The 11,545-nt window shown below is 71.4% G+C and carries 11 protein-coding genes; 5 read left to right on the top strand and 6 right to left on the bottom strand.

Annotated features, from left to right (window positions below):
• Nucleotides 1-126: 126 nt before the first annotated feature.
• Nucleotides 127-507, top strand: coding sequence for an ATP-binding protein (locus HW837_RS17855; RefSeq protein WP_237270245.1), 381 nt, complete (start codon nt 127-129; stop codon nt 505-507).
• Nucleotides 508-689: 182 nt separating this feature from the next.
• Complete coding sequence (locus HW837_RS17860) at nt 690-2,012, top strand: Nramp family divalent metal transporter (RefSeq protein ID WP_060883474.1); 1,323 nt, start codon at nt 690-692, stop codon at nt 2,010-2,012.
• A gap of 10 nt (nt 2,013-2,022) precedes the next feature.
• On the opposite strand, the gene HW837_RS17865 is transcribed toward HW837_RS17860, so the two are convergent.
• Nucleotides 2,023-3,339 (bottom strand): hypothetical protein, encoded by a 1,317-nt coding sequence (locus HW837_RS17865; protein WP_093791687.1) that lies wholly within the window; start codon nt 3,337-3,339, stop codon nt 2,023-2,025.
• Between the two features lie 72 nt (nt 3,340-3,411).
• Nucleotides 3,412-3,921, bottom strand: coding sequence for a SigE family RNA polymerase sigma factor (locus HW837_RS17870; protein WP_093791685.1), 510 nt, complete (start codon nt 3,919-3,921; stop codon nt 3,412-3,414).
• A 135-nt stretch (nt 3,922-4,056) separates the two neighbouring features.
• Here HW837_RS17870 and HW837_RS17875 point away from each other — a divergent pair, with 135 nt between their 5' ends.
• Nucleotides 4,057-4,602 carry a hypothetical protein gene (locus HW837_RS17875; protein ID WP_045559191.1) on the top strand — a complete coding sequence of 182 codons (546 nt, stop codon included), beginning with the start codon at nt 4,057-4,059 and terminating at the stop codon, nt 4,600-4,602.
• Here the strand turns inward: HW837_RS17875 and HW837_RS17880 are convergent.
• From HW837_RS17880 to HW837_RS17895, 4 genes are all read right to left on the bottom strand, one after another.
• Nucleotides 4,599-5,741, bottom strand: a complete 1,143-nt coding sequence (locus HW837_RS17880) for an epoxide hydrolase family protein (protein WP_045559190.1) — start codon at nt 5,739-5,741, stop codon at nt 4,599-4,601. The two genes, HW837_RS17875 and HW837_RS17880, sit on opposite strands and share 4 nt — an antisense overlap.
• A gap of 206 nt (nt 5,742-5,947) precedes the next feature.
• Nucleotides 5,948-6,997: a CU044_5270 family protein gene (locus tag HW837_RS17885; RefSeq protein ID WP_093791679.1), complete on the bottom strand. Its 1,050-nt coding sequence runs from the start codon at nt 6,995-6,997 to the stop codon at nt 5,948-5,950.
• Complete coding sequence (locus tag HW837_RS17890) at nt 6,994-7,692, bottom strand: RNA polymerase sigma factor (protein ID WP_045559188.1); 699 nt, start codon at nt 7,690-7,692, stop codon at nt 6,994-6,996. The genes HW837_RS17885 and HW837_RS17890 overlap by 4 nt, the downstream gene beginning before the upstream one ends.
• A 95-nt stretch (nt 7,693-7,787) precedes the next feature.
• Entirely contained in the window at nt 7,788-9,509 is a 1,722-nt protein-coding gene (locus HW837_RS17895) for a chitinase (protein WP_237270246.1), read from the bottom strand.
• A gap of 290 nt (nt 9,510-9,799) precedes the next feature.
• On the opposite strand from HW837_RS17895, the gene HW837_RS17900 reads away from it, so the two are divergent.
• Together HW837_RS17900 and cpaB are read left to right on the top strand one after the other, a co-directional pair.
• The gene (locus HW837_RS17900) at nt 9,800-10,702 is read left to right on the top strand and encodes a hypothetical protein (RefSeq protein ID WP_045559263.1); all 903 of its coding nucleotides are present in this window, start codon (nt 9,800-9,802) and stop codon (nt 10,700-10,702) included.
• 43 nt (nt 10,703-10,745) lie between these two features.
• A complete protein-coding gene (cpaB, locus tag HW837_RS17905; RefSeq protein ID WP_193382516.1) occupies nt 10,746-11,462 on the top strand; it encodes a Flp pilus assembly protein CpaB in 717 nt (238 codons plus the stop codon).
• The last annotated feature ends 83 nt before the right edge of the window (nt 11,463-11,545 follow it).

Here is an 11,545-nt window from a genome sequence, read left to right on the forward strand (position 1 = left end):
CCTCCCCGTGTGCCGCGTACGCGTGGCGGCAACCCTGGAAGCATGCTGCAACTCTCCGGGGGTCTCCTTCCGGATTCCGGCCCCCATTTCGCCTCGTACCCCCAACCGCCCATGGGTGCGGGTCACTTGAGCGTCGAGTACGACCCCCGTCCCACCGCCGCCGCACAGGCCCGCGCGCAGGTGCGCAGGCAGCTGGAGGGATGGGGTCTGCTCGACCAGACCGACACGGCGGAGCTGCTGGTGAGCGAGCTGGTCACCAACGCGCTGGTGCACGCGGAGAGCCGACTGAAGCTGACCCTGTCGGCCGCCCACGGTGTGCTGCGCTGCGAGGTGTCGGACACGGACGGCCGCCCGCCCCGGGTGCGCCGGGTGACGGAGATATCGGAGAGCGGCAGGGGAATGTTCCTGGTGGACGCGCTGGCCGGGCGCTGGGGCTGCCACCAGGACGGGTCGGGCAAGACCGTGTGGTTCGAGCTGGGGACGTGCGGGGCGGACGTCTGCGTGTAGCTCCGCCGGGTTGAGCGGTTCGGCGGGTTCGGCGGCATCGGCCGCCGGGCTCGTCGTTCCGCCCAGGGCGTCTTTTGTCCGCGGCTGCGTCGTGGCTGGTCGCGCAGTTCCCCGCGCCCCTGACGGGGCGCCCCGGGCTCGCCCTCTTGTCTGATGCCGCCCCTTGGGGTTTCTTGACCCTCATGGCGGACACCACGGGAAACCCCACCGACTCACCCGCGACATCCGGCTCCAACCCCCCACCCCGCAAGTCCAGTTGGAAGTACATCGGCCCCGGCATCGTCGTCGCCGCGACAGGTGTCGGCGCCGGTGACCTGGTCGCGACCCTGATCGCCGGCAGCAACTTCGGCTACACCCTGCTGTGGGCGGCCGTCATCGGCTGCCTCGTCAAGATCTCCCTCGCCGAGGCGGCCGGACGCTGGCACCTGTCCACCGGCCGCACCCTCTTCGACGGCTGGGCGAGCCTCGGCCGCTGGACGACGTGGTTCTTCGTCGTCTACGTCGTGATCTGGGGCTTCGTCTACGGCGCCGCCGCGATGTCCTCCAGCGCCCTGCCCCTCCAGGCCCTGTTCCCCGACGTGATGGACCTCAAGTGGTGGGCCGTGCTGTGCGGCCTGAGCGGACTGGTCTTCGTCTGGTTCAACAAGTACGAGGTCTTCGAGAAGGTCATGACGGTCCTGGTGGGCGTCATGTTCGTCGTCACCGTCTACCTGGCGATCCGCGTCACCCCCAACCTCGCGGACGCCTTCGCCGGACTCCTGCCCGTCCTGCCCGACGAGAAGGACTCGATCCTCAACACCCTCGGCCTGATCGGCGGCGTCGGCGGCACGATCACGCTGGCCGCCTACGGCTACTGGGTCAACGCCAAGGGCTGGACGGACACCGGCTGGATGAAGGTCATGCGCCTCGACAACCGGGTCGCCTACATCACGACCGGCATCTTCGTGATCTCGATGCTCTTCGTCGGCGCCGAACTGCTGCACTCCGCCAACATCGCCCTCGCCAAAGGCGACAAGGGCCTCATCCAGCTCGGTGACATCCTGGCCGACGAGTACGGCACGGCCACCGCCAAGTTCTTCCTGATCGGCTTCTTCGCCACCTCGTACACCTCCCTCATCGGCGTCTGGCACGGCGTGAGCCTGATGTTCGCGGACTTCGTGGCGCGCTTCCGCCGGAAGGGGGCGGTGTCCGGCGAGGAGGTCGCCTCCGGCCGGCACGAGAAGTCCTGGCCGTTCCGCGCCTACCTGCTCTGGCTGACCTTCCCGCCCATCGTCCTGCTCTTCCAGGGCCAGCCGTTCCGTCTGATCATCCTCTACGGCGTCCTCGGCGCGGCCTTCCTGCCGTTCCTGGCCGCCACCCTCCTCTGGCTCCTCAACTCCTCCCGCACACCCCGGGAATGGCGCAACGGCATCGTCAGCAACGGCATGCTGGCCGTCGCGGGCCTGCTCTTCCTGGTGCTGGCCGTGAAGCAGATCTGGGACCAGCCGTGGGCGGACTTCTTCTGACGCCGGGCCGTCAGCCGAGCGACTTCCACCGCTCGCTGGTGGCGATCTCCCTCAGCTGAGCCATGGTGAGGGCGGGGGCCTCGCGGGTCGCGGCGGTGTGCTGGGCGCCGGAGTTGAAGGCGCTGATCACGACCCGCAGCCCGTCGGTGCGGAGCGTGTCCACGGTCCACATCACGACCCCCGCGCCGCCCTTCTCGCCGGGCTCCTGCCGGGTGGCGACCTTCGTGCCGTCGGACAGGGTCTCGGCGTCGGCGCCGAACAGCGTGTCCGCGACGTCCGCCATGCCCGGCTGCACATTGATCTGCACCAGGCTCCGCCCCTTGCCGTCGTCGAGGACGACGTACGCGAAGTCCGACACCTGGCTGTCCTCGCCGACGACGTCGGCGTCCTCGGGCAGGAGGCCGATGAGGGTCTTGCGAATGGCCTCGCCCTCGACGACCGGGGCGTCGACGGACCCGCCCCCGGGGGGAACCGTCGACGACTCCTGCTTCTCCCCCTGGTCCTCCTGGCTGCCACCGTCGGCCGGCTTCTCCGTGATGGCGTCGACGACCGACTGCCAGCCCGGGTCCCGGACGATCGAGGTCAACGCGGCGAGGGACAGCGGCGGTTCGGCGCGGGTGACGGGCGCGTCCTTCTGCGCCTCGGCGTTCCATTCCATGACGTTGACCTCGTAGCCCGCCGGATCGACCAGCTGCGCGTACCAGTACTTGGTGTCCACCCGGCGGTCCGGGTACTCGTAGCCCTGGAAGAGCATGAGCCGCGCACCGCCCGGCAGGGTGCTCTCCTCGCAGGAGTCGTACGCGACGAACGTCTTGTCGGGGCAGTCGGTCAGCTGCCGGCCCTCCTCGCTGTCGGCCTCGATCCGCCCGAGCCCGAGCTGCACGGCCGCCCCGCCCTTGCCGTCGTCGTACACGACCTGGGCGTACGGCGGCCCGTCCGCGCTCGTGCCACGGGCGGACTCCCCGCTGATGCGCCCGTCCGGCAGCAGTTCCTTGAACATGCGGACGAGTTCCGTGCCGGGCACCGCGCCGTCGTCGTCCCTGACGCTCTGTTCGAGGTCCGGCTCGGTGGACCTCTTCGCCGCCACGGACTGCTTCCCGCCCCCGTCTCCGGCGCCGGGCAGCAGGAGCGCCCCGCCCACCCCGACGAGCGCGATCCCGGCGACCCCGCCCAGCATCGCCGCCCGGCGGCGGAACAGCAGCCGCCGGCCGCGTACGGCGCCGCCGCCGACCAGCGTGTGGTGATCGGTCGCGAAGGTGCCGCCGACCTGGCGCAGGGCGTCGCCGAGGCGGTCCTCGAAGGGGTCTTCGTGCTGTTCCTGGGGCATGGCGAACCGCCGTTCTGCGAGTGGGTGGGGTGGGCTGGTGTCGGTGCACGCGGGGTGCGCGGTGCGGGGCGCTCAGGGTGTGGCGTACTCGCCGATGGTGTCGCCGAGCAGGACGCGCAGTCGGGCGAGGGCGCGGACGCACCGGGTGCGGACCGCCGCCGAGCTGGCGTTCATCGCCGCGGCGGTCTCCTCGACGGAGCGGTCCTCCCAGTAGCGCAGGACGACCACGGCCCGGTCCTTGGGCGGCAGTTGGGCCAGCGCCTCGACGAGGGTGAGCCGCAGGGACGCGTCGGTGCCGGGCGCGGCGGGCCCGTCCGGGATGACGTCGGTGGCCCGCTCCCGGCTGCTGCGCCGCCGCTGGTGGGCGAGGAACGTCCTGGTCAGCACGGTCTGCGCATAGCCGACCGGGTTGTCGGCCCGCCGCACCCGCCCCCACTTCACGTACAACCGGCCGAGCGTCTCCTGCACGAGGTCCTCGGCGAGATGGGTGTCGCCACCGGTGAGCAGACATGCGGACCGGTACAGATGACCCGCGCGGGCCGCCGCGAACTCCTGATATCCGTCCGCGCGGACTGATCTCATCTGTGGCTCCCCCTGAACGGACTCGCGTTGTCGCCTCTCACTCCCTTGATGCGGTGGCACCCGGGGAATGTTTCACGCGAGGGTGAGAGATACGGTGCGGTACGAGTCACACCGACGGGGCAGAGGACACACACCATGGACCAGCCTGGACAGGGCCACCAGCCGCCACCGCCGCCGCAGCAGCCGGGAACGCCGCCGGGAGGCCACCAGGGCTTCGGCCCCCCGCCCCCGCCGTACTCGCCCCCGCCCGCACCCCCCGGCCCGCCGCAGGCGCCCCCGCAGCAGCCGTACGCACGGCCACAGCCGTACGCACAGCCACCGCAGCCCTACGCGCAGCAGCAGCCGTACGCGCCCCCGCCGTACGCGCAGCCACCCCAGCCGTACGCCCAGTCACCCCACCAGGGCCCGGAGTTCCTGGCCGTCGACCGGCACAATTCCGTCGTCATCGACGCGGGCGGGGTCGCCTTCGAGGACCACGGCGCCTCCGTCGACTTCTCGTGGCCCGAGATCCGCAGCGTCCACTACAGGGCGAGCGGCAACGGCAAGGCCCTCATGGTCGCCGTCATCCACCTCGACGGCGGCTTCTTCGAGTGCGTGGTCGAGGCCAAGCCCCGGGAACGCCTCCACCAGTGGTTCGCCCACCTCGCCCACGTACTCGGCCACTACCGCCCGATGGGCTAGCGCACGGAGTCGAAGAACTCCCGTACGTCCGCCGCCAGCAGGTCCGGTACCTCCAGGGCCGCGAAGTGGCCGCCGCGGTCGAACTCCGTCCACCGCACGACGGTGTTGACCTGCTCGGCCCAGTGGCGGATCGCCACGTCCTCGCCGAAGTTGGCCACCGCCGTCGGCACCCCGGAGGTCGCCGTCGGGAACCAGTCCGGGACATGGCTGTTCTCGTAGTACATCCGGGCCGCCGAACCGGCCGTACCGGTCAGCCAGTACAGCATCACGTTGGTGAGCAGGGTGTCCCGGCCGATCGCGTCCTCCGGCAGCGCGGCCGAGGAGTGCGTCCACGCCTGGAACTTCTCCATGATCCAGGCGAGCTGGCCGACGGGGGAGTCGGTGAGGCCGTACGACAGGGTCTGCGGGCGGGTGGACTGGAGGGCGTTGTAGCCGAAGCCGTCCGTGGTGAACTCGCCGATGCTCGCGAGGCTCCGCAGCTCCCGCTCGTCGAGCCTCTTCCGCTCGTCCTCGTCGACGGGGCCGAGCGGGATGAACCCGACCGACGCGGCGTTCACATGGACCCCGACCACCGCCTCCGGGGCGGTGCGGGCCAGCGCGGGGGAGACCAGCGCGCCCAGGTCGCCGCCCTGCGCGCCGTAGCGCTCGTAGCCGAGCCGGCGCATCAGTTCCGCCCAGGCGCGCGCGACCCGGGAGACGTTCCAGCCCTTCTCCCGGGTGGGCCCGGAGAACCCGAAGCCGGGGATGGAGGGGATCACCAGGTGGAAGTCGCTCCTCAGCAGGTCGATCACCCCGAGGAACTCCACGATCGAGCCCGGCCAGCCGTGCGTGAGGATCAGCGGCAGCGCGTCCGGCCGGGCGGAGCGGACGTGCAGGAAGTGCACCCGCGCGCCGTCGATCTCCGTGACGTACTGCGGGATCTCGTTGAGCGCGGCCTCGTGCCCGCGCCAGTCGTAGGTGTCGCGCCAGTACGTGGCGAGGTCGCGGAGGTACGGCAGCGAGGTGCCGTACGCCCAGCCCGCGTCCGGGAGTTCGTCGGGCCAGCGAGTGAGGTCCAGGCGGGTGTGCAGATCGTCCAGCTGGGTCCGAGGGATGTCGATCCGGTGGCTGCGCACGCTGTTGTCCGTGTTGTCCGTCATGAGTCCAGGGTGGGAAGGCCCGCGGACGGCAGTGTCCGCAAGGGCGGGCGGATTGCTCTCACATGTGCCGGTCCCCGGTCGGCGGCGGACTTCCGGCCGCCGCCGGGGCACCGATGCTCACGCACGCCCGCCCGCCGGACAAGCCTTTCGAACCCGCTCGAAAGGGGTTGACCGACGGGCCCCCACGGTCGCGTCGGGCCGGGGCGCTACGCCGCGGGCCGTTCCCGGTACGCGTCCACGACCGCCCGCTCCAGCACGGCGTTCTCCGACAGCACCGTCCCCTTCGCCCCGCTCGCGCCGTCCTCCGTCAGCGAGGTGCGTTCGCCGAGGTAGACCAGGGTCTCCCGGTCGAAGATCCACTCGGTGGCCCACCCCGTCCGCCGGTCGACGCGGCGGATGCCGACGCCGTGCCGCCCGGCCGGATCGGTCGCCTCCTCGATACGGGTCACCCCGGGGATCCGCGCGGCGGCCCCGTACAGCGCGGCGGCGGTCTCGGCCGGCATCACCGAGGCGTTGAGCAGTTCACCGATCCGGTCGAAGACCGCCTGCGACGGCTCCTGGTCCTCGAACGGCTCGACGAGCCGCCGGAGTTCGGCGAGCAGTTCGTCCGGGTCGGTGGGCAGTGCGGCCAGCCACCGGTACGTCGGGCGGTCGATACCGGCCGGGACACCCGGCGACCCCGGCGGCAGCAGCTCCCGCAGCGGGAAGTAGGCGCCGTTCTCGTAGTGCAGGGCCAACCGCTTCACCGGTCCCGGCTCCTGGGACACCCACTCCTCCCGCTCGTGCAGCCGCCCCGGGACGTACACGCCGTTCTCGCCCTTCGCCTCCGCCCCGGCCGTCAGGCTCCGCACATAGACCAACTGGTCGTCGCGGACCGGCTCGACCTCCGTCCGCGCGGCGACGTCGGCGATCCGGTCGAGCAGCACGACGGCGCTCTCGTCGTCGGACGTCCGCACACCGTGCCCGGAGTCCGAGGCCGTGACCAGGCCGACGGTCAGCGCCCCGGCCAGCGTCAGCGCGGCGGCGGGCAGCCACAGGGCGGGGCGGGGGAGCCGGGGGCGTCGCCACCGGGGTGCGGCGGCGTCGGCGGGCGGCGCGGGAGCGACGGGAGTCGTGGGCAGGTCGTCAGCGACCGGAGTCCTGGCCAGGTCGTCGTCGATGAGTCGCATCAGTCGGTCCTTGTGGTGGACGAGGCGATCAGGCGGAACGTCCCGTTCGGGCGGGGGCGGCAGCAGTCGGGCCAGCTCCTCGTTCATCGGGATCCCTCCTGAATCTCCTTGAGCGGAAGGGCCGCGAACGCGGCCTCGCCCTCTACCTCTCCGCGACGGCGCCCCGGTTCCCTCCGGTTCGGCATGGTTCGCGTACGTTCCTCACGCAGCCGCTCGTCCGTCAGCCGGCCGAGCCGCGCCCTGGCCCGGGAGAGCCGGGACCGTACGGTCCCCACCGGCACGCCCAGCGCCTCGGCCGCCTGCGCGTAGTCGAGGCCGGACCACACGCACAGCGCCAGCACCTCACGCTCCGCGCGCCGCAGCCGCCCGTACACCTGGCGTACGGCGTCCAGCCGGCGCGCGTCGTCGAGGCGTCCGGCGGTCTCGTCGGCGAAGTCGGTCACCGGCGGCGGGCCGGGGCGGCGGGCCAGGAACGCCAGCCGGCGGCCGAGGCCACGGGTGGCGTTGCGGGCCTTGTTGGTCGCCATGCCCAGCAGCCACGGCTTCAACGAGCCGCCGTCCGGCTCCAGTCGCTCCCGGGTGCGCCAGGCGTCGAGGAAGGTGTCGGCCATCACCTCCTCGGCGGTCGACCAGTCGCCGGTCAGCCGGTGGGCGTGGTTGTAGACGGCCCGCGCGTACGCGTCGTACAGCTCGGCGAAGGCCTCCCGGTCGCCGGCCCGGATCCGCGCGCGGGCCGACGCCTCCGCGTCCGTGCGGGCCGGCGCCCTCTCGGGGTCACTCATCTCGTATGCACCTCTCCCACCTCACACCCCCTGTCTCTCCGTGAGGTGGGAGAGGTTCCGGTGACCTGTGCCACACCCGCCGGGCGGGCCGCGGTCTACGGCAGCCCGTGCACGTGCGGCCCCACCGCGTTCGACCACGTGTTGCCCGCCGTGGCGTCCCAGTTGGTCGACCACGTCATCGCGCCCCGCAGGTCGGGGTAGGTCCGCGGCGGCTTGAAGGAGCCGCAGTTCGTCCCCCGGGTCAGACAGTCGAGGGCGTTGTTCACCACGGTCGGCGACACGTACCCGCTGCCCGCGCCCCGCGTCGAGGCGGGCAGTCCCAGCCCCACCTGGGAGGGGGCGAGACCGTTCTCCAGCTGGATGCAGGCGAGGGCGGTGAGGAAGTCCACCGACCCCTGGCTGTAGACCTTGCCGTCGCAGCCGAGCATGGAACCGCTGTTGTAGTACTGCATGTTGACGACGGTCAGGATGTCCTTGATGTTCAGCGCGGTCCGGAAGTACGCGTTCGACGTCGACTGCATGTCGATGGTCTGCGGCGCCATCGTGATGACGAGCGACGGGCCCGCCTTCGCCGACAGCGACCGCAGCGCCTGCGTCATATAGGTCGCGTCGAGCCCGTTCTCCAGGTCGATGTCGACGCCGTCGAAGCCGTACGTCCGCATCAGGGCGTACACCGAGTCCGCGAAGTTCGTCGCGGAGGCCGCGCTGTTCACCGCCACCGTGCCGCGCTCACCGCCGACCGACACGACGACCTTCTTGCCGGCCGCCTGCTTGGCCCGGACGTCGGCCTTGAACTGGTCGACGGTGTAGCCGCCGAGGCCCGCCGAGTCGAGGGTGAAGGTGACCGCCCCCGGTGTGGCGGTGGCGTCCGCGAAGGCCACGGCGATGATGTCGTAACCCGACTGCACGTCCGAGAGCTTCTGGACGGCCGCCCCGTTGTCGAAGTTCTGCCAGTAACCGGTCACGGCGTGCTTCGGGACGCCCGTGCCGCCGCCCGGGGTCGCCGTCGTCGTCCCGGTCACCGTCGCCGAACGGGCCGACTCACCGGCCGCGTTGGTCGCCGTGACCTGGAACGTGTACGAGGTGGAGGCCGCGAGTCCGGTCACCGTCGCCGAGGTGCCGGTCACCGACTGGACCTTGGTGCCGCCCCGGTGGACGTTGTATCCGGTGGCGCCCGGCACCGGGTTCCAGGCCAGGGAGACGGAGGAGGACGTCGAGCCCGACACCGTCAGCCCGGCGGGGGCGGACGGGACGGTGGGCGGCTGGTCGCCGCCACCGCCGCCGTCGGGGCCGTAGACGGACACGTCGTCGACGAGGTACGCGGCCTGCCCGTACCAGCCGTGCGTGTAGACCGTCACCGACGTGGTCGAGGCGCCGGTGGTGAAGGTGGTCGACAGCTGCTTCCAGGCCGTCGAGTCGGGTGTCCACGTCGAGACGTCGGTCGTCCCGGTCCCGGTCACGCCCAGGTACGCGTACCCGCCCCGCACCCAGGCGCCGAGCGTGTACGTCGAGCCGGGCCGCACCGCCACCGTCTGGGTGCAGCGGGCGTTGTCCTGCCCGGCCGGGGTGGCCCGCAGCGCGGCCGTGCCGCCGTGCACCGGGGAGGAGACGGTCGCGCCGCTGCCCGCCGAGCAGTTCCAGTCGCTGAGCCCCGACTCGAATCCGGCGTTCCTGGCGTTGTTGATGTCCGCGGCCGACGCCTGTCCGGCGCCGGCGAGCGAGAGACCGAGGGCGAGGGAGACGGCGACGACCGCCGACCGCAGCCGGGTCCGTCCCCGTATGCGCGAGCCCTCACACTCCTGCGCGTTCGTCCGCATATGTATGCGTCTTCTGTGTCTGAACATACTCGTAAGTTGGTCCAGACCAATCAAGTTGTCAATACTCCCGCACGAGACCCGTTCACCCGTACGGGGGGCCCAACCACCGCGTCCGACCGTCGAGTTGAGGCATATGCGTCTCACTCTGTGTGGATACGGCCCCACCCCGCGTGAGTTGATCAAGGAGATTCGGTGTTGATCGGGCCATGCCGTGGATATGGTGCTGATGCAAGACGATGCAGGAGGGGCGTCCAGCCGTACGTCGCTCCGCACAGGGGCCGTCCGAGGCGGTGGTCGACCACTCCGCCGAAGTGAACGGGGTGGTGTGCGCCGTGCCGACCGCGATAGCCGTCACCAGTTCCGACCTGGTGCTCCCACCGCACGACCGGCAGACCCCGCCTGCGGTCGTCCAGCCGCAGGAGACCCTCGAAGCCTCCCTGTATGGCATGCACGCGCTCATCGAGCAGCACGGCTACGTCATCGCCCTGCACTCGTCCTCCGACGCGTCGGCCGTCACCCGGCGGCTGCACACCGTCCGTTCCGTGCTGGAGAGCGACCGCATCGCCCTGCTCGGTGTGGACCTGCCCCCGCTCGGCGTCGCCCTGCTCGCCCAGCAGTTGCGGCAGCTCTCCGTGTGCGACTTCAGCCCGGGAGTGCTCGCCTCCTCCGTGCGCCTCCTCGCGCACTACATCTACGCCGGCGCGCACCTCGGCTCCGTCGCCAAGCTCGACCGGGTGCCGGTCACGCTGAAGTCGCACGCCAAGTCCTGGCTGCCCGGAGCCCGGTTCGCCGTCCTGGCCAACCCGCGGCCCCAGCTGGTCCGCCTCCACACCGCCGACGAGGAGCCCCTCGCGGGCCCCGAGTTCGGCACCCGGTTGCTCGTCGCCCAGGGACCGCAGCCGCCCTCCGACTGGGTCACCGCCTCCCTCGCCCCGGCCTGGCAGGTGCAGGGGTCCCTGCCCGTGCCGCTGCCCGAGGAGTCCGTGCGCTGGTGGGGCACCGGCAAGCTCGTCGAGTTCGCCGCCGGCCTCTCCGACGTCTCCGTGCTCTACCAACTCGTCTCGTCCGTACGCCGCGAGACCTGCCACTGGTGCGGCCTCGAACTCATCGGCGACCGCTGCGGATTCTGCGCGGCCCCGCTGCGCGAGCCCGAACCGCCACCCGTGCGCGCGCTGCCCCGAGCGGTCACATGACAGCCGTACGACAACTCCGCACGTCCCCACGAGGTGAGATGTAGTGAACTCGCGCCAGCGCCGCGGCGTCATCCTGCTGGTCCTCTCGGCCCTGTGCGCCCTGGCCGCGTTCACCGGGGTGCTCTCGGTGATCCGTGACGTGAACGCCAAGGTCGGACCGGAGGTGACCGCGTACCGGCTCAAGGGCGACATCGCGCCCTACAAGGAGCTGACGGCGGGCCAGTTCGAGAAGATCTCGATGCCGGAGCGGTGGCTGTCCGGCACGGCCGTCACCGATCTGGCGGAGATCCGCGGGAAGATCGCCGTCACCCAGCTGCGCAAGGGCTCCCTGCTCCAGTCCGACATGATCGTCGACCGCCCCGAACTCGAAGCGGGCCAGCAGGAGATCGCCATCCTGATCGACGCCTCCACCGGTGTGGCCGGCAAGATCAACCCGGGCTCGCGGGTCAACATCTACGCCACCTTCGAGGAGAAGGACAGCGACTCCAAGAAGGACACCTCCAAGCTGATGGTCACCGACGCCCGCGTCATCGACGTCGGCAGGCTGACTCCCCTCGAATCCGGCCAGTCCAACAGCGACCGCCGGCGCACGGCGACCGAGGCCGTCCCGATCACCTTCGCGCTCGACACCGCCGACGCCCAGCGCGTCGCCTTCGCCGAGTCGTTCGCCGAGCACGTCCGTCTCGCCCTCGTCGGGGGCGGCGAGGCCACCGTCGTCGTACCGGACGACCGTTCGTACACCCTCGAAGAGGACAAGTAGGAGGCCCCGCGATGAGGTCGGTCCGGAACGTCCACGCGAGGGTCCCTCGAACGGGGGTGCGCCGAACACCGCTACGGAGCGGC

This window comes from Streptomyces caniscabiei, assembly GCF_014930365.1.
In the GTDB taxonomy this organism is placed as follows: domain Bacteria; phylum Actinomycetota; class Actinomycetes; order Streptomycetales; family Streptomycetaceae; genus Streptomyces; species Streptomyces caniscabiei.

What these genes read in the sequence shown, in the direction of transcription:
- HW837_RS17875 (WP_045559191.1), top strand. Translation starts at nt 4,057, where the DNA reads ATGGACCAGCCTGGACAGGGCCACCAGCCGCCACCGCCGCCGCAGCAG.
- HW837_RS17870 (WP_093791685.1), bottom strand. Translation starts at nt 3,921, where the DNA reads ATGAGATCAGTCCGCGCGGACGGATATCAGGAGTTCGCGGCGGCCCGC.
- HW837_RS17885 (WP_093791679.1), bottom strand. Translation starts at nt 6,997, where the DNA reads ATGAACGAGGAGCTGGCCCGACTGCTGCCGCCCCCGCCCGAACGGGAC.
- HW837_RS17890 (WP_045559188.1), bottom strand. Translation starts at nt 7,692, where the DNA reads ATGAGTGACCCCGAGAGGGCGCCGGCCCGCACGGACGCGGAGGCGTCG.
- HW837_RS17895 (WP_237270246.1), bottom strand. Translation starts at nt 9,509, where the DNA reads ATGCGGACGAACGCGCAGGAGTGTGAGGGCTCGCGCATACGGGGACGG.
- HW837_RS17865 (WP_093791687.1), bottom strand. Translation starts at nt 3,339, where the DNA reads ATGCCCCAGGAACAGCACGAAGACCCCTTCGAGGACCGCCTCGGCGAC.
- HW837_RS17880 (WP_045559190.1), bottom strand. Translation starts at nt 5,741, where the DNA reads ATGACGGACAACACGGACAACAGCGTGCGCAGCCACCGGATCGACATC.
- HW837_RS17860 (WP_060883474.1), top strand. Translation starts at nt 690, where the DNA reads ATGGCGGACACCACGGGAAACCCCACCGACTCACCCGCGACATCCGGC.